This is a genomic window from Mesorhizobium qingshengii (assembly GCF_027563465.1).
Classification (GTDB): Bacteria; Pseudomonadota; Alphaproteobacteria; order Rhizobiales; family Rhizobiaceae; genus Mesorhizobium; species Mesorhizobium qingshengii_A.
Genome location: NZ_JAPFQA010000014.1, coordinates 113608 through 139252, shown reverse-complemented (window position 1 = coordinate 139252; position 25645 = coordinate 113608). Strand labels below are relative to the sequence as shown.

Genomic DNA, 25645 nt, shown 5'->3' with positions numbered 1-25645 from the left:
GAAAGCAGTCGGTAAGAACAATGGCAAAGAGAATTATCATCCTACTCGACGGGACATGGAACGATGTCGAGTTCAGCAAACAGGATACAAACATTGTCCGATTGCGCAACATCATTTCGGCAAATCTCGGCTCTGGGTCGGCAATCCTGGCTAAGGCAGTTCGCGGCCCCGAACTAAAGCCGGGCCAGAAAATTGCTGCCGGCCGCACGACAAGCGATGGGCAGGAAAATCTAGTATTTTACGAGCGTGGAGTAGGTACGAACGGGATCGACAAAATTCGTGGCGGATTGCTGGGAGAAGGTCTCGATGTGAGCGTTCGAAGTGCATATAGATTTCTTTCTTTTTACTATCGCCCTGGGGACTCCATTTTTGTCTTTGGGTTTTCAAGAGGCGCGTACAGTGCGAGAACACTAGTCGGTTACATTGGAGCTGCAGGATTGTTGAAACGAGACTCCTGCACTCGGCATCTGGAAGGCGTGGCTTGGGCTTTCTACCGGACGCCGCCAAACGATAGATTGCCTGGTGTTTGGGCGAGTCTCACACCCTATGTGCACAATCGCGACGATTTCCGGATCGATTGTTTGGGAGTTTTCGATACTGTTGGCGCGCTCGGTGTGCCGCTAAATTTGTTCAGCCGCCTAAATCGGAACCGTTTCGAATTCCATTCGGTCGAACTCTCGTCCATCACCAAGGTAAATCTTCAGGCTTTGGCTATCGATGAGCATCGACAGCCGTTCCAGGCAGCGGTTTGGCGAAAGCCCCGGTTCAAGTCGCTTTCCAGCGTTACAGAACAGGTTTGGTTTTCTGGCGTCCATGCGGATATCGGGGGAGGATACTGGACAGACGAACAGCGTCATCAATGGGGCGTAGCCGCTGATGACATTTCGCTTGATTGGATGCTAAAGCGAATTGGCCATTTCTTTCCCCAGTTTCCTTTTCGTCCTGGTCACGACTGGGCGACCGTTGGAGACAGTTGGTCGTTCTCGCCGACGCATAATTCGCGCAGTCTGCCCTTTCGGCTTATGCCTTCTGCGCTTCGCGTCATTAACAACTCATCGGTATTGCGTGGGCGAGCGTTTGAGACAATCGTCTGCCAGGATCGCAACGCCGACCCGATTGGCGAAATGGTTCATGTCAGCACTCTTAGTAGGCTTGGTGCGCGGGTCTATGATGGAGACGTGATGGCAAATTACTACCCTCACAATTTGATGGCGAGTCTTAATACAATTGAAGTTACGTATGGCTTTAGCAAAAAGACATCTGGCGAATATGATTTGCTTGTCGTTGATTGGTCAGGAGTGCCAATGAGTCCAAAGAATCCAGGAGATGTCTCAAGGATTTGTACTCTTCTTGCATCAGCACGGTCGCGTATGCAGGTGCCGGCTCACTAGACGTCATGTTCCGAGGCCTGAGATCGGGTTGCCCGCCCTTTCGTGCGATTAAGAGACGAGGGTTGCTCGGATAGGTCGAGCCGATCCTCACGCACGGAGGACGAGCCATGGGAGAGTTTAGCGAAGCATTTGTCGCGTTTGATGTAGCCAAGAAGAAGCATGCGGTGGCGATCGCCCGAGGGCGGCCGCACCGGCGAAGTCCGGTTTCTCGGTGAGGTAGAGAATAGGCCGGCAGCGATAGAGCGGACGATCAAGAAGCTGGGAAAAAGGTACGATCGACTGCACGTCTGCTTCGAGGCTGGACCGACTGGTTACGGACTTTACCGTCAGGTCCGCGATCTTGTTCACGACTGCGTGGTGGTTGCGCCCGCCCTGATTCCGAAGCGGTCGGGCGGGCGCATAAAGACGAACCGACGGGACGCGGTCACTCTGGCGCGGCTGCATCGGGCGGGCGAACTGACCGAAGTGTGGGTGCCGGACGTAGTCCGCCTTGACAGGGAACATGAGAGACTAGAGGCTTTCACGCTCCGCCTTCGGCGTCGAGACCAGCAAGGCCGACGCGGCGTTGGCGATGGTCACTGCCACCCGCATGGCGTCTCCACGGGCGAGCCCCGCGGCCAGCGCGCCGACGAATTCGTCGCCCGCGCCATGCGTGCTGACAACCTTGATCGGGATGGCTGGCAGCGCGAAGGCCTCGCCGGTCCGTTCGCAGCAGGCGACGCCTTCGCCGCCCGCCGTGACGATGGTGACCGGGCAGAGATCGACCAGCCGCCGCGCCGCTTGCGCGGCGCCGTCGAGCGTTTCGGCCACCGCCACGCCGGCCAGGAATTCCGCCTCGATGGCATTGACCACGAGGATGTCGACCAGCGCCAGAAAGTCGTCGGAGAGTTCGCGGGCGGGTGCGGCGTTGAGGACGACCCGGCCGCCCTTTGCCTTCACCGCGCGCGCGGCCGCAATGTTCGCGGCCTCCGGCACCTCGTTCTGCAGCAGCAGCACCGCTGTGCGTGCAACCGCATCGGAAGCGGCCGTGACGTCTGCCTCGCCGAGCGTGAGATTGCTGCCCGAAACGATCACGGCGCCATAGTCGCCGCCTGCGTCGAAGATCGCCACGCTCATGCCGGAGCCGGCACCCGAAGCCACCCGCACGAAGCGGCGGTCGACGCCGGCGCGATCGAGATTGGCCAGCAACGCCCGCCCGAAATCATCGTCACCGACGGCGCCGATCATCACCGCTCGCATCCCGGCCCGTGCCGCCGAGACGGCCTGGTTGCCGCCCTTGCCGCCACATTTCGGGTGCCAGGCATGGCCGGTCACCGTCTCGCCCTTGCGCGGGCGGTCGGGGGCAGCGACCATGATGTCGTAATGCAGGCTGCCGAACACGGTGACCTGCGGTGTTGTCGATGGCGTCATGAGCCCCGGTCTTTTCGTTTCGATGTCACCGCCGACATGGTGCGGCCGAGATTGCGCTCCGCCGCCTGGTAGTCGCGCTGCGCCACCGCCACGAACAGCGCGTCGAGGATGTTGAGCTGGGCGATGCGCGCCGCCGCGTTCTCGCCCATCAATGGCGAGCCCTGCGCGGTCGAGCACAGCACGATGTCGGCGATCTGGGCCAGCGGCGAGTTGTCGTAGTTGGTGATGGCCAGCGTGCGGGCACCGTTCTTGCGGGCCAACTGGATGGCGTCGATGACGGCTGATGTGTTGCCCGAATGCGAGAAGCCGACGGCAATGTCGTCCGCGCCGAGCAGCGAGGCCGACATCAGCATCATGTGCGAGTCATCGTAGACCGATACGCGGATGCCGATGCGCAGGAATTTGTGCGAGACGTCGCGCGCTATCTGCGCCGAACCGCCGACGCCGTAGAAATCACGGTTCTTCGCACGGAAAAGCAGTTCGGCGGCGCGGTCGAAATCCTCGATATCGAGGATGGCGAGCGTCTCTTCCAGAGCCTGGATCGAGGTGCGGAACACTTTCTGCACGATCTCGGCCGAGCTGTCGTCGGACGACAGTTCCTGGTGCATCTCGGCGGTCGGCAGGCGACTGTATTCGTAGACGGCGGTGCGAAAGTCGCGATAGCCGGAAAAGCCGAGCTTCTTGGCGATCTTGACCACCATCGCTTCCGACACGCCGGATTCCTCGGCGATCTGCTTCAGCGGGATGCTCTCGTCGAAGCCGCGCCGGCCGAAGACGGTCTCCACCACCTTCGCCTCCAGCGGGGTGAGATGCGGCATCATCATGCGGATGCGCGGTCCTACCGCTTTCAGGTCCAGCCCGCTCACGGTCATCCACGCCCCCTCGTCACGCGTCCGGCCCGAGCATGATTTCCTGGATGATGGCCTGCGATGTCACCGCGTCCTGGCTGTTGATGGCGGCGGACAGGCGGTTGTCGCGCTCGATCCGGTCGACAACGCGCAGCATGCGCTTGACGGTGGCGATGTTGACTTCGCACTCGTGCACCGGGTCGAGCCCGGTCATGTCCGGAAAGGTGTCGAAATAGATGGCACCGGCGTAGCCGTCGCGGCGGATTTGCCGCAGCAGTTCGATGGTCTGCAGCGTGTGCACGGCTCCGACCATCAGGCCGTCGTCGCGCTTGGAGTAGCCGTCATTGAGGTGCACGCCGAGCAGCTTGCTGTGGCGCGCCACCAGGGCGGCAGCGAAGGCCGGCTGCTCGTCGGCATAGAGCACATGGGCGAAGTCGAGGGTGACGCCGAGATTGGGCAGGCCGACATCGCGGATCGCCAAGAGGGTCGTCGCCGCGTCCGGCATCAAGCTGTAGGAGCGCGGCTCGTTGGGTTTGTATTCTAGGCTGATCTGGCAGTCAGGATCATGCGCCGCAACTTCACGGATTCCGTCTATTTCGTGTTGCCAAAGCGTCGCATAGTCGGCCTGGAAAGCATAGTCGAAGCCGTCCTGGCCGAGCCACAGCGTCATCAGGCTGGCGCCCGCCTCGCGCACGGCATCGATGCCGGCCTTGGTCAGGTCGATGGCTTCACGGCGCACCGCAGGGTCGGGATTGGTGAAGGCGCCCAGCTTGAAGGCCGGATTGGAATAGTAGCGCATGGCGAAGCCATTGATTGAAAGACCGAGATCGCCAAGCTTGCGGGCAATTTCGGCGGGTTTTTCGCCGACATGATCGGGGAAATTGAGATCGAGGTCGGTCAGCCCGGCAACCTTGGCGGCGCGCGCAGCCATCTGCATCAGCGACGGCCTGCCGGCGAGACCGGGCCATTCAGCCTGTGGCCGCGAGGCAAAGGAATTCAGGCGCGTGGCGAAACGATTGGCTGTCATGGTCAATCCTCAACGGTCACAACTTCACACAAGCGCAAATATTTGTAAAGTTGTTGTTTGAGGGGCGACGGGCCAGGCCGTGCCGCAGTGCGGCTGGGCTGAGCTGTGCAAAGGCGCGCCGGCGGTTTCCCAGCCGACGCCACAGGCCGGAGAGCCGGTCAGGGTGGTGTAATCAGTGACGAGGCAAGACCGTCTTATACCGCCGCCTTGCGGAAGCGGGCGACGAAGTCGTCGAGTTCGGGCCGCTCCATGTCGGAGATCGCCCAGTAGGAGAAGGCGCCGTCGCTCCAGTGCACCATCGAGAAGCCGCCCGACGAAAGATCTTCCGGCGCGGTGGTGCTGCCGCCCTGCTGCGGTTCGGCGACCAGCGTGATCAGGTGCTCGCGGTGACGGTAGACCAGCGCCGGCACCGGGCGGCCTGATATCACCTCGACCCGGCCGCCAATGAGTGCGAAGCCGTCCTGCGCCAAGTCAGGCGCCGGCGGCGAAACGCCGATCCGGGCGTCGAGCCATGGCTTGACCGTATGGCGGTCGGACGAGACGATGTCGATCGGGCTGGCGGCAAGCAGGCTGCGGCGATGGCCGCTGGCGACCGCCGCGGCAAAGCCGTCGGACGCGCTGTTGAACATCACCCATTGCGTCGCCCCGCTGGCCAGCACCGCGCTGATCATGATCGATGCGGCCATGGCGCGCCAATCGAACGAGCCGAAGCGGCGCGCCCTTGGCAGCGCCCGCGTCTGCGACGGCCTTGTCTGGGCGTCCCGCCTCGTGGTTCCGCGGAGTTGGTCACCCCTTGGCTGATCCTGCCGCGCCGACGGTATGCCCGGCCGCGGCTCCACCAGTTCGTCTCGCTCCGGCTCGTCTTGTGCCGGCTGTGCCGTGGCTGTCGCACCAAGTGCGGCGATACGCGCCCGAAAGGCGTCGCTTACATCGGGGCGCGGCAAGCGGGTGACCGCCGCCCGCAAGGCGACGATGCGGGCATGTTCGGCGGCCAGAGCCGGGTCGGCGGCAATGCGCCGCTCCAGCGCCAACGCCGCCGCCGCGTCGAGTTCGCCATCGATCAAAGCGTGGATCATCAGCTTGATCCCTTTCGCGTCGTTGGGCAGTCCGTCGTCGCTCATGGCGCACTCCCAAGTTCAGACATAAGCAGGTTTCGCGCCCGCGCCAGCCGCGACATCACCGTGCCCATCGCCACGCCGAGCATGGCCGATATCTCGCGATAGCTGAGGCCGTTGATGTCGCGCAGCACCAGCGTCTCGCGAAACGGCTGCGGCAGTGCCGCTATCGCCGCTTCCAGTGCCGCCGTATCGGCCTTGGCGATCAGGCTCGCCTCCGGGCCGTCCTCGTCCGGCAGGCTGGTGCCGTGTGCCGCCGCCATGTCGTCGAGATCGCCGAGGTCGCCGACGGCCATGATGCTGCGCGGCCGATTGCGCGACATCCAGGTGTAGGAGGTGTTGCGCACGATGGTCAGCAGCCAGGCACGGGAGTTGCCGCCGGCATAGCCGGCGATGCCGGCATGTGCCTTGATGCAGGCGTCCTGCACGACATCCTCCGCGTCGGCGGCATTGCCGGTCAGCCAGCGGGCAAGCGCCAGCGCGTCGCCAAGATGCGGCAGCACCACTTCGTTGAAGCGCTCGGCCAAGGCCTTCTCGCTCAAAGCAGCACCATGATCCGATACTCCGGGACGGACAGGCCGTGCCGCCTCAAGACGCGACAACGACCTTGCCTTGCTCGTGGCGGCAAAGCCCCCAAAAGCAGGCAAAGTCGCCTGCCTTGCTGAAAGTGAATTCATCTGCGTCACCAGTGTCAAGCGCCACGGAGGAGGGACTGATGACCAACATGCTCGCCAGCACATGGTGACGGCTGACGCCGCAGCCTTGTTTGCTATTCGGGCAATAATGCATGCCGATCTCCCCAACGCCAGCAGTGGCGTATGTAGAGGAGACTCGAGACGGCGTTGGTTTATTCCCGCGGCATGCAAAATCAGCTGTTCACGGTCGCGAGATTGTGTTGCGGCGTGGTGGGAGGTGCCCCGAAGATAAGCCCCCGGTATCAATGGATATGGTACAAATTTATGAAAGTAGGAGGGACAATTGGATACGACTCTTAGGCTTGCTGATCTTGCGATCGTCTTCGCGACACTACTTGGTCCGGTTCTAGCTGTTCAGGCCCAGAAATGGGTTGAAGGTTCGCGGGAACATGCCAGTCGGAAGGTTTCAATATTTCGTACGTTGATGGCGACCCGTGCAACTTCGCTATCCTCATCTCATGTGGAAGCGCTTAACGCCATTCCAATTGAGTTCTACGGAGAGCGCGACGTGGTCGATGCGTGGAAGGCATATCTTAATTATCTATCACAAGATGGAATTGAACCTGCAGTGTGGGCTCAAAAGAGATTTGATTTGTTCATCGATCTGTTGTGGCGTCTGGGAATTTGTCTTGGATACAAATTCACGAAGGTAGAGTTGCAGCGTGATGTCTATTCGCCGAAAGCGCACGCTACCTAAGAGGCCGAGCAAAATGTTATCCGACAAGGGCTTTTTCGCCTCTTTAGCGGCGAAACTGCCCTGCCTTTGGATATCAAGTCGTTCCCAGCCAATCCAGAACTGGCCAAGAGGCAAAGTGAATTGCAAGAGCAACTCTCCAGCCTTCTCTCTGGGGATCGCACCATCAAAGTTGAGATTCGGCCGCGGGACAAGGAGTAAATACCGCGAAGTCGCGATTTGTTAATCCGCTCTATCGTAGGCGCTCAGTCCGGCCAGCGCAACAGGCCAGACGAATCCTTGCGGGCAGGTTTCATCGCATCGGCGGGACGGTCCTTCGCGGTCAAAATGGCGCGCAGCCGTTCGGCGACGATCTCCGCCTCGCCGGGGTGAAGATTGCACGGGTCGAGGAAGAAATGGCCGCGCTCCACCTCGTGGTTGCGCACGATGATGGGTGGCGAGCCCGCCGCGAGTGCCGAGGTGAGACCTGCCGCCGTGAACCGGCTCTCGGGCGACACGAAGATCTGCAGCCGGTCGAGCGGATTGGCGGTCGGGTCGGGAATGATCTTCGCGGCAATGCCCGGCAGACCCTGCAGCGTGTCCTTCCACAAATTGAGTGCTGCTTCCTCACGCCGGCGGATGCCCGCATGGTCGCGCTTCTCCCAGGCTTCCAGCGCCGCCATGGTGCCGGCGATGCTCTCCTTGCCGACCTTCATGGCACGTGCGACGCCGCGGTTCTGCAGATAGGCGGCGCGCACCAGATCCTTGCGCCCGGTGACGATGCCGCTGGTCGGCCCGCTCAGGAATTTGTGGCCGCTGTAGATAACGATGTCGGCGCCGCGCGCCAGGAAACCGCGCAGATCGTATTCGGAGGCCGCGTCGACGATCACCGGAACGCCTTTGGCGTGGCAGATCTCGCAAAACTCCTCCAAAGACAGCATGCCGTACTGCACGGTGTGGTGGGCAACGACGTAGAGACCGGCTGCCGTGCGGTCGTTGATCGCTTCGCGCACATGATAGTCCTGCGTCACGCTGACCGTCCCGGCGGGTACCACCTTGGCGCCGGCGACGCGTACCGACTGATCGATCGGGGCGCCGTAATTGACGATGTGGCCAAGCTGGATGACGACCTCCGACTTGAGGTCGCCTGTGTCATCGGGCAGACGCTCGATGGCGAGCAGGTTGGTTCCGGTCATGGCGCCGGCGATGGCCATGGTGATGCCGCTGGCGCAGCAGGCGGTGATGAAGCCGGCCTCGCCGCCGGTGAGGCGCGCGACGACCGTGCTTGCCGCACGCTGCAGATCATCCATCTCCACCCATTGCGAGGCCATTTCAGACATGGCGCTGATTGCTTCGGGGACGATGATCGACGCGCCGAGCGCGGTCATCGTGCCGGAGACGTTGATGATCGGGCGAAGACCGAGCCGTTCGCGGATTGTCGAGTTGGAGCCGCCGGCGGAAGTGGTTTTCATCTCTGTTGATCCCATTGAGGAGAAAGTCAGGCGGCGATCTCGACGACCGCCTCGATTTCGACTGTGATGTTTCCGGGCAAGGAGCCGACCCCGATCGCCGAGCGTGCATGCCCGCCGATGTTGTTGAAGACGTCGGCGAAGAGGTCGGAACAGCCATTGACCACCTTCGGGTGGTCGCTGAAGGTCGGTATCGCGTTGACGAAGCCGAGCAGCTTGACGATGCGCACGATGCGGCCGAGGTCGCCAGCGGCCGCATGCATGACAGCGAGCAGGTTGAGGCCGGTGAGGCGGGCATGGCCGTAGGCCTCCTCGACCGTGACGTCTTCTCCCACCTTGCCGGTGAAGAGCGTGCCGTCGGCCCGCAGCGGCCCCTGGCCGGACAGGAAGATCAACCGTCCGCTTTCGGCGTGGGTGACGAAGTTGGCGATGGGCGTCGGCGGTTCGGGCAGCGTCAGGCCCAACTCGGCGAGCCGGATGTAAGGCGTCATGAAAAGGCTCCTTGCGACAGCTTTCGCCGTCTGGTGTCAGAAATGCGAGGCGCGGAAGCGCGCCAGGAAGGTACGGAGGCGCTCATTGTCGGTGTCCGCCGCCAGAATTTCGGCGGGTGGGCCGGCCGCGCTGACGCCGCCGTCGGCCATGAAGACGATGCGACTCGAAGCATCGCGGGCAAAGGCCATCTCATGCGTGACCATCACCATCGTCATGCCATCCTCGGCCAGGCTGCGCACGACTTCGAGCACCTCGCCGACAAGTTCCGGGTCGAGAGCGGAGGTTATCTCGTCCAGAAGCAGGATTTTTGGACCCATCGCCACGGCACGGGCAATGCCGACACGTTGCTGCTGGCCGCCGGACAGTTCGGCGGGAAGGCTGTCGGCCTTGTGGGCAAGGCCGACCCGGCCGAGCCAATGCTCCGCGATCGAGCGCGCCTCCGCGCTGCTTTTGCCGCGCACCTTGGTGAGGCCAAGCATGATGTTGCCGGCGGCGGTGAGATGCGGAAACAGGTTGAAGCCCTGGAACACCATGCCGGTCTCGGCGCGCATTGCGGCGAGGTCGCGTTCGCTGCGGCGCTGCCGGGTCCCGGTGTCGCGAAAGCCGACCTCCCTGCCGTCAATGCGAATCGAACCGCTGTCGTAGCTTTCGAGGAAGTTGACGCAACGCAGCAGCGTGGTCTTGCCGCTGCCCGAGGGGCCAATGACAGTCACCACTTCACCGCGCGCCACCTGCAGGCTGACCGAGCGCAGCACTTCGACGGCGCCGAAGGACTTGGAAACATTGGCGACGTCGAGAAGGGCCGGGGTGTCGTTCCTGGAACTGGTGGACATTGTGCTATTCCCGGATGAAGGAGAAGCGCTTCTCGAGCCGCCGGCTGGCGAGCGAGAGCGCGTAGTTGACGGCGAAGTAGATGAGCGCGCCGAGGATGTAGAGCGGCATGGCCTCGTAGGTGCGGCCGATGACCTGGTTGATGGCCTGCATCAGGTCGGTGATGCCCAGCAATGACACCAGCGCGCTGCCCTTGACCGCATCGGTGACGCCGTTGATCCAGGGCGGCAGGAAGCGCCTGAACGCCTGCGGGAAGATGACGTAGGCCAGGCGCTGGCGAAAGGTCAGTCCGATCGCCATTGCCGCCTCGGATTGCCCCTTCGGAATGGAACCGACCGCCCCCCTGAGGTATTCGATGACCTGCGCCGTCTTGAACAGGGTTAGCGCCAGAACGGCGGCCCAGAAGGAGGGCAGATGAAGCCCGACGGCAGGCAGGCCGTAATAGACAAAGAAGATCAGCACCAGGATCGGTATGCCGCGGATGGTGTCGCTGAAGATGCGCACCGCCCAACGCAACGGGACGGGACCATAGACCAGGCCGACGCCCATGATCACGCCGGCGATCAGCGAAAACACCACGACCAGCAGTGATACCCACAGCGTCAGGGCAAGACCCTGGGCGAGGAAAGGCAAGGCATAGGCGATCTGGCCAATCATCTAATGCGCCGCCCTGAACCAGCGTTCGAGAAGCCTCAGCGCATAGAGAAGCGCATAGCCCGTGAGCAGGTACATCGCCGTTACCACGAGATACACCTCGACGATCCGGAACGTGTTGAAATTGATCCACTGGGCGCCGTAGGTCAGTTCGGGCACCGAAATGACCGACGCCACGGACGTATCCTTGAAAAGCGAGATGAATGTGTTGGAAAGCGCTGGCAGCGTTATGCGCAGCATCGTCGGCAGGCGCACATGCAGCAACCTTTGCCAGGGTGTCAGGCCGATCGCCTTGCCGGCATCTATCTGCCCGCGCGGCACGGCCTCCAACCCGGACCGGAACACTTCGACCAGATAGGCGCCGCTATAGAGCGCCAGCGTGGCGACGAACGAGGTCTGGGCGCTGTAGGCGATATCGACCACCGTCGGCAGGCCGTAGAAGACGAGGTAGACGAGCAGGATCAGCGGCACGTTGCGGATGAATTCCACATAGGCGGCGATAATCGTGCGCACCACACGCCCGGCCGAAACGTACCAGACCGCCAGAACCAGTCCGATGACGATGCCGATGGCGATCGAGATGACGGCGAGCTCGAGACTGAGCAGCAGTCCGCCCCAGAGCTTGTCGAAATGCCGCCAGATCAGGTTGAAATTGAGGGCATAGCCCATGCGTCCGCCTCAGTGCCGAGGGCCGTCGGGAGGCGGAAGGGCGCTGGATACGCCCTTCCGCCCGCTGCAGATCAGATGGCCGGGAAGCCGGGGTGGCGCGCCGGCGGCTCCTGTACGAAATAGTCCTTGAAGGCGGCGTCGTAGAGGGCGTTTTCGTGGCCGAACATGGCGATGGTGAAGGTCGCGTTGACGAAGGCCAGCCAATCAAGGTCGCCTTGCCGCAGTGCCGCGCCATAAAGCATGCTCAGCCAGCTCTTGCCGGCGTCGAAGTATTTGTCCGGGTTGCGCGAGGCGAGCCAGCGCACCGTGGAAAGATCGACGGCGGCCGCGTCGACGCGCTTGGATTCCAGCGCCTGCAGCACGTTGGCCTGGGTATCGATCTGCATGACCTGGCTCTGGGGCAGGACCGAATGCACCTGTGCCTCGGCATCGACATTCTGCAGGATGGAGACGCGCGTTGCGGCACCGCCGGCGAGCAGCTTGTCGAAGGTCTTGTTCTCGGCGGTCGGAAGGCTCAGCAGGGCGACACCCTCGACGTAGTAAGGCCGGGAGAAATTCACCAGCTGCGAACGCTGGGCGCTCATGGTCATGAACTGGATGGTGATGTCGACCTTGTTGGTGGTCACGTTCGGAATGCGCTGCGCGGGGTCCTGCATGACGAATTCGACCTTGGTCGGATCGTCGAAAAGCCCCTTGGCAAGAATGCGTCCCATGGTGATGTCCATGCCGACGAGTTCGCCGGCGTCGTTCTCGAAATGCCAGGGCGCGTTGGTGCTGCCGGTGCCGACGATCAGCTTGCCGCGGTCGAGCACCGTGCGCAGCAGGCTGTCGGGCGCAGCCTGGGCAGCGGCCTTCTGGGCATCGACGGTAGCCAGCACGCCGGCCGTTGCCAGCCCTGCCATTCCCAATTTCAGAAAATCACGTCTTCCGGATGTGTCGTTCACGGCGACCTCCTTTCGTGTTGTGTTCCCCTATGCACAGACAATACACGCATCGGTGGACTTCAGAGCGATTGTCTCTTACAAGAGACGTTTGTATCCTGTACAAGACAGATACTAGCACCGGGAATCGACAATGCAAGATGGCAATGCCCCAGCGGTTTCAGTTGGCCAGAAGACGGGGGGCTCCCGTGAAAAGGGCCTTAACCGGGTGCTCGAGATTCTGGAGTTTCTTCACACGACGCAGCGCGCGATTGGCATTGGCGACCTTGCCAAGGGGGTGAACGCACCCCGTTCGACGACCTACACAGTCGTGCGTTCGCTGGTCGAGGCCGGCTTGCTGGAGATGGCCGGCGACGGCAATCGCGTCTATTTCGGCAAGAAGCTCTACCTCTACGGAATGGATTATGTGCGGGGTAACGACCTTTTGAGGCGAGGGCGTCAGGAGGTCGACCATCTTTCGCGCGAAACCGGCGAGACCTCGGAACTGTGCATGCTGCAGAGCGGCCGCTACACGATCGTCCATTCGAGTCCGGGAACCAGACCCTTCCGTATCAGTTCGGCCACCGGCCTGCAGATACCGCTGCCCTGGACCGCCTCGGGCCGGCTCCTGCTGGCGGGCATGGACAGGGCTGATATCGAGGCCATGGTGTCGGAAGACGATCTCACGCTGCCCGACGGCCGCCGACTGCTGTTGGACGACTTCGTCACCGATATAGCGACCGCCCGGGCGACCGGCTACTGCGTCACATCCGGCCTGGTCGACGCCTATACGAAATGCCTGGCCGTTCCGGTGTTTTCCGCGCCCGGCAAGGTTGAGGCGACGATGTGCCTGGTGGTTCCCATCGACACGTCAGAGGAACGGACCGGCAACCTCCTGGGCCTGTTGCGCGACCGCGCGGCCAGACTTTCGATCGGCGGATAGGTAAGTGACGAGAAGCGACCGGGCGTTGCCGCTCACGCGATGATGTCGGGAATGATCCGGTCTTCCAGCGCCATCAGCCGGTCCTTGAGCACCAGCTTCTTCTTCTTCATGCGCTGGATCTGCAGCGGGTCGCAATTCGTGGCGATCATCGCGTTGATCGCCGCGTCGAAATCGGCGTGTTCCTGCTTCAGCCGGGAAAATTCGAGGCGAATATCGGCCTGTTCCTGATCGGACATTCTCTACCGTCTGCACGTCTGCGGCGCCCAAAAATGGGCCTGATTTGGGCGGGGCCGGCAACTTCTGCCACCGGCGCGCAGCCCATATCACATTTCACATTGTCGTGGAATGCTACCACGCAGCATTCGACATCGATGCCGGATGGTGGCACAGTGTCATGGTGCCGTCACAGAAGCGAGCCTGCGGTGGACGCGCCTTGACGGTTGCAATCGAGGAAACCATGAAAGGGAGAACCAATCATGTCTCTTGCTTCCCATCTTGATGAGTTGCAACGGAAACACGGCGACATCGAACGTGAAATCGATGCCGCGATGAACCACCCGTCGGTGGACGACCTCGAAATCGTGAATCTCAAGCGACGCAAGCTGGCACTCAAGGACGAGATTGAAAAACTGAGGGCGCAACCAACCACGCATTGATGCCCTTCTGACATAGCCGCTCGCCATCCGCGGCCTCTCTTGCCGGCGGCAATCGCCGCCGGTGTGGTGGTTTTTGATTTTCAGTGCTGGCCACGAGCCGAGGCTGGACCTCCGTTCAGCTCCCTTTGCGCCTCGGCCGTCGCAAGGTCCATGGGTTGTTTCCGATCCCCGGCGGCGGTCAATTGCGGCCAGTGGCGACCTGTCGCCATTGACAAGCCATCTTTGCTCATCCACCTCATGCCGAACTTTAGCGCATCGGCCCCGGGCGCGTTTTCGTGCGCCCAAGTGGACGCACAGTGCCCCAGAGACAAAAGGCTGCCGGCATGACCGGGTATTTTTCCTTTCCCTTCCCCCGCCGCACGTCGGTCGGCGTTGATGTCGGCGGCGTGGTCGTCGGCGGCGGCGCGCCTGTCGTCGTGCAGTCGATGACCAACACAGACACCGCCGATGTCGACCAGACGGTCGCGCAAGTCGCGGCGCTGCACCGCGCCGGGTCCGAGATCGTGCGCATCACCGTCGATCGCGACGAGAGCGCGGCCGCCGTGCCACGCATCCACGAAAGGCTGGCGCGGCTCGGCATCAACGTGCCGCTGGTCGGCGATTTCCATTATATCGGCCACAAGCTGCTGGCCGACCATCCGGCCTGCGCCGAGGCGCTGGCAAAATACCGCATCAACCCCGGCAATGTCGGCTTCAAGGACAAGAAGGACCGGCAATTCACTGATATCGTCGAGATGGCGATCAAATACGACAAGCCGGTGCGCATCGGCGTCAACTGGGGCTCGCTCGACCAGGAGCTGCTGACGCGGCTGATGGACGACAACAAGGCGCAGGGTTTTCCGCTGACCGCGCAGGAAGTGACCCGCGAGGCGATCGTGCAGTCGGCGATCCTGTCTGCGGAGATGGCGGAAGAGATCGGCCTTGGCCGTGAGAAAATCATCTTGTCGGCCAAGGTCAGCGGCGTGCAGGACCTGATCGCCGTCTACACGGAACTCGCCACCCGCTCCGATCATGCGCTGCATCTGGGCCTCACCGAAGCCGGCATGGGGTCGAAAGGCATCGTGGCTTCGTCCGCCGCGATGGGCATCCTGCTGCAGCAGGGCATCGGCGACACCATCCGCATCTCGCTGACGCCGGAGCCGAATGGCGACCGCACGCGCGAGGTGCAGGTGTCGCAGGAACTGCTGCAGACCATGGGGTTCAGGCAGTTCGTGCCGATCGTCGCGGCTTGTCCTGGGTGCGGCCGCACGACCTCCACCGTGTTCCAGGAACTCGCCCAGAACATCCAGGCTGATCTCAGGAAGAACATGCCGGTGTGGCGCGAGAAATATCCCGGCGTCGAGAACCTCAAGGTCGCGGTGATGGGTTGCATCGTCAACGGTCCGGGCGAGTCCAAGCATGCCGACATCGGGATTTCGCTGCCCGGCACCGGCGAGACGCCGACGGCGCCGGTCTTCGTCGACGGCAAGAAGGCGGCGACGCTGCGCGGACCATCGATCGCGGCGGATTTCGAGAAAATGGTCGCCGATTATATCGAGCAACGGTTTGGTCGCGGCAAGGCCGCGGCCGAATGAGCCCATGCGGAAACTCTACTCCGGCGGCCACCTGAAGGCGTCTTCTGCGCTTCCGGTGCTCACGGACCAAATGTCCGCTGCGCTCCGGTTTTCGAAGCCACCATCATGTGGCGCGCCGGAGCGACTTTCGGCACGGGCTCAGCGCGCGATGCAGCGTTTCCTCAGGGCGCTGGTTCTGCTTTGCGCCCTGGTGTGCTCGACAGCTGTCGAGGCCGATCCGCCGCCATCGGCCAGGCAGAGGCTCATCGACAGGATCTGCAACCTGATCCAGGCCAATGCCGACCAGAACGGCCTGCCGCGGGATTTTTTCGCCCGCCTGATCTGGAAGGAAAGCCGTTTCGATCCCGACGCCGTCAGTCCGGTTGGCGCCGAGGGCATCGCCCAGTTCATGCCGGGGACCGCCAAGATGCGCGGCCTCGCCAATTCCTTCGACGTAAACCAGGCGATCCCGGCGTCGGCGAAATATCTCGCCGAAATGAAAACCAGCTACGGCAATCTTGGCCTGGCGGCCGCCGCCTACAATGCCGGCGAAAGCCGTGTGTCGCGCTGGCTGGGCTCCGGCGGTTTCCTGCCGATGGAGACCGAGAGCTATGTTTTCGACGTCATGGGCGAGCCGGTCGACAACTTCACTGACCGGGCCCATGCCGGAAAAGTCGAGCCGCTCGACGCAAAGGCGGATTTTGGCGTGGCTTGCCGCAAGCTGCCGGTGATCATGTCGCAAACCGTGGCGATGGCCTCGATCAACATAAAACCATGGGGCATCCAGGTGGCCGGCAATTTCCGCCGCAGTGCCGCGATCAGCCAGTGGCTGCGGGTGAGAGGCCGGTTTCCGGCCCTGCTCGGCGGGCATGATCCGGTGGTCAGCCGGGTGCGCACGCCGATCGGCCGGCGCGGCATCTACGCGGTCAGGATCGGGGTCGACGACCGCGCCGCCGCCAATGTCATCTGCCAGAAACTGCAAAGTGTCGGCGGGGCGTGCGTGGTGGTGCGCAACCGGTAGCTTCTCGAAGTCGGCACCAACGTCCCTGCTCCGCTGAAGCGTGCCAGTCGCGTCCAGCAAAGATCTCGGTTATAGCGGCGACCATCATTTGCCTGGGGCGACTGCCTTGCCTCCGACGAGCAACATGGGCCGTAACATGTTTGACGGATACATTATCTGCGGCACGCCGAGAACCGGAAGCACTTTGCTGTGCAATCTCATGGCGTCCACGAAGACGGCCGGCAATCCCCACTCGTTCTATCGGCGGCAGGACGTGTCGGAGTGGGCCGAAGAGTGGACTCTTCCCGATCGCGGGACGATGAGCGAGCTCGAATTCAATGCTGCCTATCTCAATGCGGCGATCGCCGCTGGCAAGGGTGGGACGGGCATTTTCGGCCTTCGTCTGATGCGAGAGAACCTGGACGAGCTCTCGGCGATCCTCGACCAGATTTTCCCAGGACTGCCATCGGACAAAGCGCGGTTCGAAAAGGCATTCGGCAATGTCCTCTACATACACCTCTCGCGCGAGAACAAGCTGGCGCAGGCTGTTTCCCTGGTGAAGGCAGAGCAGACCGGTCTTTGGCATATCGCTCCCGACGGAACCGAGATCGAGAGGATCGCACCGCCGAAAGAACCCCAATATGATTTCGAGCGGATCAAACGAGAGGTCGCGGAGCTCGAGGCCCATGATGCGGCCTGGAACATCTGGTTCGCGGAACAAGGCATAATTCCGCTGCGGGTTGGCTATGAGCGCCTCTCAAGCAATCCGGCTGCGACATTGCTCGTCATCTGCGAAGCCCTGGGAGTTCAAGCCCCGGACCCCAAGGATGTAAGGCCCGGCGTTGCAAGGCTCTCTGACGGCACAAGCCTCGATTGGATGCGCCGCTATGATCTGGACGCGGCCGTCTGACGCATCGATGCATGCAGGCCAATGCATGTCGCCCGGAAGTGGCCCCGGTTTTGGGAGAACGGCATGCACAAAGCAAGGACCTGAAGCGCGTTGCCTGAGTTCGCTCAAGCGAGACGCCCGTCAGGCGGTCTTGGCCACCACCGTCTCGCTGAGCCAGGTGCCGATCTTGGTGCCGAGGCGGTCGGGCGAAACCGGTTTCGGCAAGTAGTCGTCCATGCCGGCCTCGATGCACTTGTCGCGATCACCCTTCAGCGCATGCGCGGTGACGCCGATGATCGGTATGTGCGTGCCCGTCGAGACCTCGATCGCCCGGATGGCGCGGGTCGCTTCGTAACCGTTCATCTCCGGCATCGAGACGTCCATCAGGATCAACTTGGGGCGAAGCGCCCGGTACATCTCGACCGCCGTGCGGCCATTGCCGGCGATGCGATAGCTGAGGCCCAGTCCATTGAGGATCTGGCCGAACACCAGCTGGTTCACTTCATTGTCCTCGGCAATGAGGATATCGATCGGGCCGTTCGGCGCGGCTGTCGATGCCGGTACCGTCGCGGCCCGTACTGCCGGGCCGCGGATGACGGTGAAGGCGGGCGCCGCCGCCTGTGGAAGCGGCGGGACCGGTTCGCGGACGAACCGCGCCTTGCCAACCTGCGAACGGGCCTTCTGGACGACGGAAATGACGGTACCGAGCAGGACGGCGGAGCGCGCCGGCTTGGTCAGGTGCGCGGCAATGCCGAAGTCGAGGATCATCTTGCCGAAATCGACCTGGTCGACCGAGGTCAGCAGCACCACCGGAATCGAGGACAGCCGGCTGTCGGCGGCAATGGCCCTGGCGACATCGGCGCCGTTCATGCCCGGCATCTGGTAGTCGAGGATGATGCAGTCGACGGCGGCCCCCAGCTGGCAGGCGCGATCGAGGAAGGCCAGACCCACGGCTCCGCTTTCAGCGGCGGCGCAATCAAAGCCCCAGCTTCTGAGCTGCTCGAGCAGGATTTCGCGGTTGACCGGATTGTCGTCGATGACCAGCACACGCGCGCCGGTGACGTCGACCGGCACGATTTCATCGCGCGCGGCGGCATGATGCGCGGGCAGCGGCACCGCGAACCAGAACACGGAGCCCCGCCCAATCTCGCTTTCGACGCCGATCTTGCCGGCCATCAGGTCGACGAGGCGGGCGGCGATGGCGAGGCCGAGGCCGGTGCCTTCGTGGCGGCGGGTTGATGAGCCGTCGACCTGGGCGAATTTCTCGAACACGTTCTGCAGCTTCTCGGCCGGTATGCCGATGCCGGTGTCCTCGACGCGAACCTTGAGCTGGACGACATCATTGACGATCTCGCCGCCGACATCGATCAGCACATGACCCTTTTCGGTGAACTTCACCGCATTGCCGAGCAGGTTGGTGACGATCTGCCGGAATCGCCCGGCATCGCCGACGACATAGGCCGGCAGGCGCGGGTCGACACGCACGATCAGTTCGAGGTTCTTTTCGGCGACGCGCGCCGATACCAGCGTCGCTACATCCTCGACCGCTTCGGCGAGGCGGAAGGGAGCCGGATCGAGGGTAAGCTGGCCGGCATTGATCTTCGAGAAATCGAGGATGTCGTTGATGATGGTGAGCAACGCATTGCCGGATTTGACGATGACTTCGGTGAAAGTCTTCTGGCGCGTGGTCAGGTCGGTCTTGGCCAGCAGTTCGGCCATGCCGAGCACGCCGTTCATCGGCGTGCGGATTTCGTGGCTCATATTGGCGAGGAATTCCGACTTGGCGCGGTCGGCGGCCTCAGCCTTGAACAGGGATTCGGCGGATTCGGCAAAGGCGCGGCGGATTGCCGATTCCATGGGGCGGAAGATCCAGAAGGCGACGACGGCAAGTGCTGCGAACAGGATGCCGCTCGCCCAAAGCAGCAGCCTGTCGCTGGAGGCATCGGCCAGATGCCGCTCGTCGTCCATGGCGGTGCGGACGCGCACCAGCATGGGCTGGGCAAACAGGTCGTTCTGGTTGCGGATTTCGCGATAGCTCCATTCATCGACCCTCTGCGCCATCGACATCAGGTTGAGGTTGTGCACCATGTCGCGCGGCGACCAGAACAGATCGCCGTTGACGGAAGCGGATTCGAGCTCGTTGATGGTCTTGCGCGAAAGGCGCGGTTTTATCGCGGCAAGCTGCGCGGTCAGCGTCTCGATTTCGCCGGTCAGCCGCTCCGAATGGCCGCGCGCCGATGAGGTCAGGGCATCGCGTGTCTCGGCCCGCCAGGCGGTACCGGTCGTTTCGGCAAAGCTGGTCGCGTTGCGCAGGTCGCGGGTGAAGGCGACGAGATTGCTGCTTAGCGCGTCGATGTCATGGCGAAAGGAATTGACGCGATCGAGCGCAATCATGATGACGGCCGAAGCCAGCGCGAAGATCATCAATCCTGAAATATAGCGCATCCGGACCGACCGGATGAAGGACGAATATTCCGGCATGCGCAACCCCAACACATACGCAACATTTTAATGGCCGGGATTACGCTTCATTTACATTAAAATTTCGTTCGCGCGGATCGGCATCAGCCTGGCGTTTTCGCGTTCGGACAAAGGCGAGCCGCGCCCTCCTGCACGAAGCCGAAAGGCGGAATGAAATATTTTGCAGTGCAACATTGTGCGCTGCAGCAATCTCTGTTTTAGTCGTGTCTTAACGACGGGGCGATTGGGGTCGCGGCGTTTTGCACAACGTGCAAGTTCGTCGGTGGCGATTGGGGCAGTGGATAAAACATATGGCTGATCGAGAGATTTGGCTTGATGCCGCCAGGAGGGCCGGCATCTTGCTCGACTTCGGCTTGTCGAACGCGATTGTCCTCATCGTCGCTTCCATATCGATCCCTTGCGCGTTCTTTGTCCTGTTTCGACAATCACCGGGCTTCGCCGCATGGTTTCGGGGAATGCCGTTCGGCGCGCCAGCCCGTTTCATTGCCACGATACGGCATGGAATCGGGTGGAGGCTCGACGCCTATGCCCGGTATGGTTCGCTTTACGTCAAAGGCTACATAGCCAAGCAGTCGATTTCCCTGAGGTGGCTTTTCAGGCGGAAGGGTCGGCCAAGCGGATTGCAGGAGGGATTGATCATTTCCCTGACCTCGTACCCGCCTCGTTTTGCCAGCCTGGCGCTTACGCTTCGATGCCTGCTTTCGCAGACCGTCTCCGCCGACAGGACCATTCTTTGGGTCACCGCAGAGGATTACAGGCTGCTGCCAGCGTCCGTCATCGATCTCAGGGATGAGGGGCTGGAAATCCGGTTTTGCAGGAACATCCGGTCATACAAGAAAATCATACCGGCACTCCTGGCTTTTCCCAATTCCTATATCGTTACGGCGGATGACGATGTCTATTATTCTTCCAGGTGGCTCGAAGAACTTGTTGAGCATGCCGGCAAGGGCACCATCGTTTGCCATCGCGCCCACTCGGTCAAGTTTGACGAAGATGGTCAGATCGAGCCCTATGACAAGTGGGGCTACGAAGCAGCCGGCAAGGGGTCCCTGCTTTTTCCAACCGGCGTCGGAGGCGTGCTTTATGGCCCGGGCTCGCTTTCTCCCGATGTGCTGGACCACGAAGCCTTTATGCAGCTTTGTCCCCAGGCCGACGATGTATGGCTGTTCTGGATGGGCCGGCGCGCAGGCAGCGACTACGTCAAGACCAGGAAACACTGGTCCGAGGTGTCGTGGAACGGGACGCAAGGGTCCGCACTGCATCTGACCAATGTCGCCGGCAAAGGGAATGACGAACAGATCAAGTTGATGGTGGACCGGTATGGGTTGCCCAGTCGGTCAGGCGAGCTGAAGCGACGGCCTTTCAATGCCGACGAGATGATCGCCAGGATTCAGCGGATGCTCGACACGCAGGGCATTTTGACCGCCGACGAATGTCGTTCGATATGGGCGGATGGCCCGACAAATACCACGCCAATCCCACTTGCCGTGTCCTCTCCCGCCGCTACCGATATGGTCGAGGCGCCGGCGGATGTCGCAGGCGACGCGGCTATTCCAGCCGCCCACTCCTGAGGCAAATCGGTGCCGAGGTGGCGCAATTCCCGGCGCCTCTCGGGATCAGCTGTTACGCGCAGCCACGAATGTCGCCGCTTCCTTCAGAAGCAGGGCACTGTCGCCGTAAGGCTCGAGCAGTTCATGAGCCTGTTCGACAAGGCCGCTAAGCTGGCCGCGCGCCCAGGCCGCACCGTGCAACGCCACCAGCGTCGCCTTGCCGGCGGCGGCGTCCTTGCCGGTCGCCTTGCCCATCTGGCTGGCATCCGCGGTCAAGTCGAGCAGGTCGTCGGCTAGCTGGAAGGCAAGGCCGATCGCGGAGCCGAATTCGGCCAGACGCTCACGATCCTCGGCGGCAGCGCCGGCAATAAGCGCGCCGGCCTCGCAGGCAAAGCGGATGAGCGCGCCGGTCTTCATCGCCTGCAGCCGGATGATGCCGGCCTCGTCCGGCGGGGCCTGTTCGGCTTCGAGATCGAGCTTCTGGCCACCGACCATGCCGCCGGCGCCAGCCGCGCGAGCCAGCGCCAGCACCAGGGCGGCCCGCCGCTCCGCCGGCAGCACGGTCGCTTCGCCGGCGATGATGTCGAAAGCCAGCGTCAGCAAGGCGTCGCCGGCCAGGATGGCGGTTGCCTCGTCGAAAGCCCTGTGCACGGTCGGCTGGCCACGGCGCAAATCATCGTCGTCCATGGCGGGCAGATCATCGTGGATCAGCGAATAGCAATGCACGCATTCAAGTGCCGCCGCGACGCGTAGCGCTGCCTCGCCATCGGCGGAAAAAAGGGCCGCACTTTCCATGACCAGGAAGGGGCGCAGGCGCTTGCCGCCGTTCAGCACGCCATGGCGCATCGCCGCCATCAGACGGTCGGGCCGCGTGATCTCGCCCGAAAGCGCGCGGTCGTCGAGCAGCCGCCGCAGCAGCGCCTCGACGGCGGCAGCGCGCGTAATCAACGCCATTTCGAACGCCATTTCGTCGTCATTCGTCATGGTCGGGACCGGTAGCCGACACTCAGACGTTGCGCAAGAAGCCAAGCGCGATTATGCCGGAGCAGGGAGAAGCACGGGTTGGGCGGCTTGGCGGAACCGATCGTCGATCATGAAACCGAAAAGCTGGACATGGCGACGAGATCGAGAGGCGTGAACCGTCGCGGTCTGAAACGCTGGGTCCGGCGCGGCATCGTCGTGGCCGCGGTGCTGGCGCTTATACCAACGGTGCTGACGTTCCTGTATCTGCCATCGTTCGTGCATCCGGTATCGACGCTGATGCTGAAGGACCTGGCGACGTTCTCCGGTTATGACCGCCGCTGGGTTTCAATCGATGACGTCGCGCCGGTGCTGGCGCACTCCGTCATCATGTCGGAGGACGGGCAGTTCTGCTTTCACCGTGGCGTCGATCTCGGCGAGTTGAGGGGCGTCGTCGATGACGCGCTGGCTGGCGAGGCGACGCGCGGCGCCTCGACCATCACCATGCAGACGGTGAAGAACCTCTACCTCTGGTCGCGGCCGCTGGGCTCGGTGCGCAAAATCGTCGAACTGCCGCTGGCCATCTTTTTCGACGCGGTGATGTCGAAACGGCGCATCATGGAAATCTATCTCAACATCGCCGAGTGGGGGCCGGGCATCTATGGCATCGAGGCGGCGGCACAGCACCATTTCGGCATTTCGGCAAAACAGCTATCTCGAAGGCAGGCCGCACTGCTCGCCGTCACCTTGCCAAATCCGATCGCCCGCAACCCGGCCAAGCCCGGGCCGGGCCTGAGACGGCTCGCCAATCTGATCGAACGGCGCGCCGGCCGCTCGGGCGCCTATGTCGGCTGTCTGTAGTAGTCAGTTCAAAAAAGTTCACGGCAGTGCTGGCCAAAACGGCACAGGGCGTGTATAGGCACCCGACTTTCTCAGATTTAGGCCCCGACATGGCCCTTTCACGAGGGCGGGCGGGGCTTTTGACCATGTAGTGGAGCATATCCATGGCCGTTCCGAAACGCAAAACCTCTCCGTCCAAGCGCGGCATGCGCCGCTCGGCCGACGCCCTCAAGGCCCCGACCTATGTCGAGGACAAGAATTCCGGCGAAATGCGCCGTCCGCACCACATTGACCTGAAGACCGGCATGTATCGCGGTCGCCAGGTGCTGACGCCCAAGGAAAGCTGAGACCAGCTTTTTTAGAAGTCTCGAGTTAGCGAGGACCGGCCAGTGGCCGGTCTTTTTGCGTTTGGCGGTCCCTATGGCCTGCGTCTCGTGGCTCGGGCGGCATCGCCGGCACCCTCCAGGCCTTCGCGGTTGAAGCCCGCCGCGCCGGTCCATTCAAGTGTCGAGCCGAGACCGTGTCGGAAGGGCAGCCGGGCTGACACGGTGTTGCATGCGGTCTTCGACCGTGTTCGGCGCTTCAGCCGAAAAATCTTGACGGCGTGCCTGTGGCGCATTCTACAAAGGATTGCCCCACATGGAGACGCAGATGTTCGGTGCCGTCCCGCTGCTGATCGTGCCTTTCGTGCTCTACAATCTCGGCCTGCTGGGGATATTCGGCAGCGGTGACGATCCGTGGGCGAGCGAAATCTTCTCATTCAGCATGATGTCGGGCGGCGTGTTCTCGATGACGCTGGGCGACCTGATGGTGCTGATCGGGCTGATCTTCCTGTTCGTCGAAATGGTGAAGTCGGTGCGCACGACCAGCGCCTCGATCATGGACCATCTTCTGTCGACGCTGGTCTTCGTCGCCTTCCTGGTCGAGTTCCTGCTGGTGAAGGGCGCGGCTCATTCCGTCTTCTTCACGCTGATGGTCATCGCGCTTTTCGATGTGTTGGCCGGCTTCACGGTGTCGATGCGGTCGGCGAGCAGGGACATCAACGTCAATTAAAGCCGAAGCTCCGGTGCCTCAGCCTGGATCGGCGGTGAAGCCGGCGGCCTCGATGCCGGCGATGGCTGCGGCTTCGTCATTGTCGGACGTATCGCCGGAAATACCGACGGCGCCGATGATGGCGCCGGCCTTGTCGCGGATCAGCACGCCGCCGACCACCGGCAGCACACGACCGCCCGACACGTCGGAGATGCCGGCAACGAGATGCGGACGCTCCTTGGCGAAGGTCTCGACCCGGCGCGAACCCATGCCGATGGCCAGCGCGCCATAGGCCTTGCCCGCCGACATCTGCGGGCGCAGGAACGAGGCGCCGTCCTGGCGCTGGAAGGCGACCAGATGGCCGCCGGCGTCGAGCACCGAGACGCCGAGCGGCTTGAGCTTGAGGACGGCGCCCCTGGCAAGTGCGGCATCGATGATCTCAATGGCCTTTTCGAGCGGCAGTGCGGTCATGGCAGTCTCCTGTTTAAAAACGCGTCAATCATCGACCGTCGACGGGGCAAGGCGAAATCCCGGTTTTGATTGAAATTGCTTCGCTTGATGGGGTGGAATGGAAGGCGGCGGCATGGCCTGGATCGTTCCTTACCGACACCATCCGGACATGGCGTTGCCGTTTGCATGGCTCCAGAACGATGGTCGATGGTACCGGTCAGTCGCGCTATTTTTTCTTGGCGCGTGCCGGCTTCTTGGCCGGCGCGGCAGCCGCGTTGGCAAGGTCTTCGGCTTCCTTGGCGAGCCGGAGCGCCCGCAACTTGTTGGTCTTGGCCTGGCGGGCGTCGCTCTCGGCGACGTATTCAGCCATGGCTTTCTGGCGGACGGTCGCCGCCTCTTCCTGCTTCTTGAAGCGCAGGTCGGCGCGCGCGCGGGCAGCATCCCGAGAGTTCTCAACCAAGACCTTATCCAATCCCGTGAATTGTGATTTTCCGCTTCTTCTAGCAGAGCCGGGCTCCAAACGGGAAAATAAGTTGATCAGGCGGCCGTGCTGGCCCCGAGGGCCTTGCTGGCGACCACGGCCTCGTAAGCGGCCTGCAAGGTCGCGCGCACGGTGGCGTCCGCCGGCGTATCGAGCGGCATGCCGAGATGCTCATGGCGCAACTCGTCCATGAACTTGTCCCACATCGGCTGTCCGCCCTTTTCCAGAAGCTCGGCGCGGATCGACAGTTCCTCGCTGACCGGCAGCCAGACCCGGCCCCAGGCGCCGAGATGGGCGAGGATCGGCACCAGCGAGATCGCCATCTCCGTCAGGCTGTAGATCGCCTTCTGCTTGTGGCTGGGATCGTCGGCCTTGGTCAGCATGCCGAGTTCCATCAGCCGCTTCAGCCGGTCGGCGAGGATGTTGGAGGCAATGCCTTCCATCGATCCGTTGAGCAGCTCGCGAAAATGGCGCCTGCCGCCGAAGATCATGTCGCGCAGGATGATCAGGCTCCATCGGTCACCGAACACTTCCAGCGACAAATTGATCGGGCAGCCGGACCGGCGATCCATGCTCATGAGACTCTCCGCAAAACTGGTTGCATTATCGTATCGGT

General features: G+C 62.4%; 29 protein-coding genes and 1 pseudogene. 12 read left to right on the top strand and 18 right to left on the bottom strand.

Annotated features, from left to right (window positions below; translation table 11 throughout):
- The coding region (locus tag OOJ09_RS24955; RefSeq protein ID WP_269907744.1) for a DUF2235 domain-containing protein at positions 1–1391 on the top strand (1391 nt) is incomplete at its 5' end.
- Positions 1392–1498: 107 nt separating this feature from the next.
- Positions 1499–1871 (top strand): annotated as a pseudogene (locus OOJ09_RS24950) (IS110 family transposase); the annotation flags it as partial.
- A gap of 30 nt (positions 1872–1901) precedes the next feature.
- Here the strand turns inward: OOJ09_RS24950 and OOJ09_RS24945 are convergent.
- From OOJ09_RS24945 to OOJ09_RS24920, 6 genes are all read right to left on the bottom strand, one after another.
- Positions 1902–2801, bottom strand: coding sequence for a ribokinase (locus tag OOJ09_RS24945; protein ID WP_269907743.1), 900 nt, complete (start codon positions 2799–2801; stop codon positions 1902–1904).
- Positions 2798–3673 (bottom strand): MurR/RpiR family transcriptional regulator, encoded by an 876-nt coding sequence (locus tag OOJ09_RS24940; RefSeq protein ID WP_269907742.1) that lies wholly within the window; start codon positions 3671–3673, stop codon positions 2798–2800. Before OOJ09_RS24940 ends, OOJ09_RS24945 begins: the two co-directional genes overlap by 4 nt.
- 13 nt (positions 3674–3686) lie before the next feature.
- The gene (locus OOJ09_RS24935) at positions 3687–4676 is read right to left on the bottom strand and encodes a sugar phosphate isomerase/epimerase family protein (RefSeq protein WP_269907741.1); all 990 of its coding nucleotides are present in this window, start codon (positions 4674–4676) and stop codon (positions 3687–3689) included.
- A gap of 194 nt (positions 4677–4870) precedes the next feature.
- Positions 4871–5797 carry an anti-sigma factor family protein gene (locus OOJ09_RS24930; RefSeq protein ID WP_269907740.1) on the bottom strand — a complete coding sequence of 309 codons (927 nt, stop codon included), beginning with the start codon at positions 5795–5797 and terminating at the stop codon, positions 4871–4873.
- Entirely contained in the window at positions 5794–6333 is a 540-nt protein-coding gene (locus OOJ09_RS24925; protein WP_269907739.1) for a sigma-70 family RNA polymerase sigma factor, read from the bottom strand. Before OOJ09_RS24925 ends, OOJ09_RS24930 begins: the two co-directional genes overlap by 4 nt.
- Positions 6334–6379: 46 nt before the next feature.
- A complete protein-coding gene (locus tag OOJ09_RS24920) occupies positions 6380–6580 on the bottom strand; it encodes a hypothetical protein (RefSeq protein WP_269907738.1) in 201 nt (66 codons plus the stop codon).
- Positions 6581–6769: 189 nt separating this feature from the next.
- On the opposite strand from OOJ09_RS24920, the gene OOJ09_RS24915 reads away from it, so the two are divergent.
- Positions 6770–7183: a DUF6680 family protein gene (locus OOJ09_RS24915; RefSeq protein WP_269907737.1), complete on the top strand. Its 414-nt coding sequence runs from the start codon at positions 6770–6772 to the stop codon at positions 7181–7183.
- 242 nt (positions 7184–7425) lie between these two features.
- Here OOJ09_RS24915 and OOJ09_RS24910 read toward each other — a convergent pair whose 3' ends face one another.
- The 6 genes from OOJ09_RS24910 to OOJ09_RS24885 form a co-directional block, all read right to left on the bottom strand.
- Positions 7426–8631, bottom strand: coding sequence for an aminotransferase class V-fold PLP-dependent enzyme (locus OOJ09_RS24910; protein WP_269907736.1), 1206 nt, complete (start codon positions 8629–8631; stop codon positions 7426–7428).
- 26 nt (positions 8632–8657) lie between these two features.
- Complete coding sequence (locus tag OOJ09_RS24905; RefSeq protein ID WP_269907735.1) at positions 8658–9119, bottom strand: RidA family protein; 462 nt, start codon at positions 9117–9119, stop codon at positions 8658–8660.
- Between the two features lie 36 nt (positions 9120–9155).
- Positions 9156–9953 (bottom strand): amino acid ABC transporter ATP-binding protein, encoded by a 798-nt coding sequence (locus tag OOJ09_RS24900; RefSeq protein WP_269907734.1) that lies wholly within the window; start codon positions 9951–9953, stop codon positions 9156–9158.
- A gap of 4 nt (positions 9954–9957) precedes the next feature.
- On the bottom strand, positions 9958–10608 hold the full coding sequence (locus tag OOJ09_RS24895) for an amino acid ABC transporter permease (RefSeq protein ID WP_269907733.1): 651 nt from the start codon (positions 10606–10608) through the stop codon (positions 9958–9960).
- Positions 10609–11274, bottom strand: a complete 666-nt coding sequence (locus OOJ09_RS24890; protein ID WP_091578687.1) for an amino acid ABC transporter permease — start codon at positions 11272–11274, stop codon at positions 10609–10611.
- A gap of 71 nt (positions 11275–11345) precedes the next feature.
- Positions 11346–12218 carry a transporter substrate-binding domain-containing protein gene (locus tag OOJ09_RS24885; RefSeq protein WP_269907732.1) on the bottom strand — a complete coding sequence of 291 codons (873 nt, stop codon included), beginning with the start codon at positions 12216–12218 and terminating at the stop codon, positions 11346–11348.
- Positions 12219–12348: 130 nt separating this feature from the next.
- Between OOJ09_RS24885 and OOJ09_RS24880 the strand changes: the two genes are divergently transcribed.
- Positions 12349–13137, top strand: coding sequence for an IclR family transcriptional regulator (locus OOJ09_RS24880; protein ID WP_269907731.1), 789 nt, complete (start codon positions 12349–12351; stop codon positions 13135–13137).
- Positions 13138–13169: 32 nt separating this feature from the next.
- Here the strand turns inward: OOJ09_RS24880 and OOJ09_RS24875 are convergent, their stop codons facing one another.
- Positions 13170–13373: a YdcH family protein gene (locus OOJ09_RS24875; RefSeq protein WP_269907730.1), complete on the bottom strand. Its 204-nt coding sequence runs from the start codon at positions 13371–13373 to the stop codon at positions 13170–13172.
- A 240-nt stretch (positions 13374–13613) separates the two neighbouring features.
- On the opposite strand from OOJ09_RS24875, the gene OOJ09_RS24870 reads away from it, so the two are divergent.
- From OOJ09_RS24870 to OOJ09_RS24855, 4 genes are all read left to right on the top strand, one after another.
- Complete coding sequence (locus tag OOJ09_RS24870) at positions 13614–13793, top strand: YdcH family protein (protein ID WP_269907729.1); 180 nt, start codon at positions 13614–13616, stop codon at positions 13791–13793.
- Between the two features lie 323 nt (positions 13794–14116).
- A complete protein-coding gene (gene ispG, locus OOJ09_RS24865) occupies positions 14117–15367 on the top strand; it encodes a flavodoxin-dependent (E)-4-hydroxy-3-methylbut-2-enyl-diphosphate synthase (RefSeq protein WP_269907728.1) in 1251 nt (416 codons plus the stop codon).
- 148 nt (positions 15368–15515) lie between these two features.
- Entirely contained in the window at positions 15516–16367 is an 852-nt protein-coding gene (locus OOJ09_RS24860; RefSeq protein ID WP_269907727.1) for a lytic transglycosylase domain-containing protein, read from the top strand.
- 136 nt (positions 16368–16503) lie between these two features.
- Positions 16504–17256, top strand: a complete 753-nt coding sequence (locus OOJ09_RS24855; protein WP_269907726.1) for a Stf0 family sulfotransferase — start codon at positions 16504–16506, stop codon at positions 17254–17256.
- Between the two features lie 120 nt (positions 17257–17376).
- On the opposite strand, the gene OOJ09_RS24850 is transcribed toward OOJ09_RS24855, so the two are convergent.
- Entirely contained in the window at positions 17377–19716 is a 2340-nt protein-coding gene (locus tag OOJ09_RS24850; protein ID WP_269907725.1) for a response regulator, read from the bottom strand.
- Between the two features lie 290 nt (positions 19717–20006).
- On the opposite strand from OOJ09_RS24850, the gene OOJ09_RS24845 reads away from it, so the two are divergent.
- Complete coding sequence (locus OOJ09_RS24845) at positions 20007–21287, top strand: hypothetical protein (protein WP_269907724.1); 1281 nt, start codon at positions 20007–20009, stop codon at positions 21285–21287.
- A 45-nt stretch (positions 21288–21332) separates the two neighbouring features.
- Here OOJ09_RS24845 and OOJ09_RS24840 read toward each other — a convergent pair whose 3' ends face one another.
- Positions 21333–22250, bottom strand: a complete 918-nt coding sequence (locus OOJ09_RS24840) for a polyprenyl synthetase family protein (protein WP_269907723.1) — start codon at positions 22248–22250, stop codon at positions 21333–21335.
- Between the two features lie 78 nt (positions 22251–22328).
- Here OOJ09_RS24840 and OOJ09_RS24835 point away from each other — a divergent pair, with 78 nt between their 5' ends.
- The 3 genes from OOJ09_RS24835 (at position 22329) to OOJ09_RS24825 (ending at position 24119) form a co-directional block, all read left to right on the top strand.
- Positions 22329–23087, top strand: coding sequence for a transglycosylase domain-containing protein (locus tag OOJ09_RS24835; RefSeq protein WP_269907722.1), 759 nt, complete (start codon positions 22329–22331; stop codon positions 23085–23087).
- 143 nt (positions 23088–23230) lie between these two features.
- Positions 23231–23413: a 50S ribosomal protein L32 gene (gene rpmF, locus OOJ09_RS24830; RefSeq protein ID WP_008834724.1), complete on the top strand. Its 183-nt coding sequence runs from the start codon at positions 23231–23233 to the stop codon at positions 23411–23413.
- 304 nt (positions 23414–23717) lie between these two features.
- A complete protein-coding gene (locus OOJ09_RS24825; RefSeq protein ID WP_269907721.1) occupies positions 23718–24119 on the top strand; it encodes a hypothetical protein in 402 nt (133 codons plus the stop codon).
- 18 nt (positions 24120–24137) lie between these two features.
- On the opposite strand, the gene OOJ09_RS24820 is transcribed toward OOJ09_RS24825, so the two are convergent.
- The 3 genes from OOJ09_RS24820 to OOJ09_RS24810 all read right to left on the bottom strand — a co-directional run bounded on the left by OOJ09_RS24820 (position 24138) and on the right by OOJ09_RS24810 (position 25607).
- Positions 24138–24569: a GlcG/HbpS family heme-binding protein gene (locus OOJ09_RS24820; RefSeq protein ID WP_269907720.1), complete on the bottom strand. Its 432-nt coding sequence runs from the start codon at positions 24567–24569 to the stop codon at positions 24138–24140.
- 205 nt (positions 24570–24774) lie between these two features.
- Positions 24775–25008: a hypothetical protein gene (locus tag OOJ09_RS24815; RefSeq protein WP_269907719.1), complete on the bottom strand. Its 234-nt coding sequence runs from the start codon at positions 25006–25008 to the stop codon at positions 24775–24777.
- 77 nt (positions 25009–25085) lie between these two features.
- Complete coding sequence (locus OOJ09_RS24810; protein WP_269907718.1) at positions 25086–25607, bottom strand: winged helix-turn-helix transcriptional regulator; 522 nt, start codon at positions 25605–25607, stop codon at positions 25086–25088.
- Positions 25608–25645 lie beyond the last annotated feature (38 nt).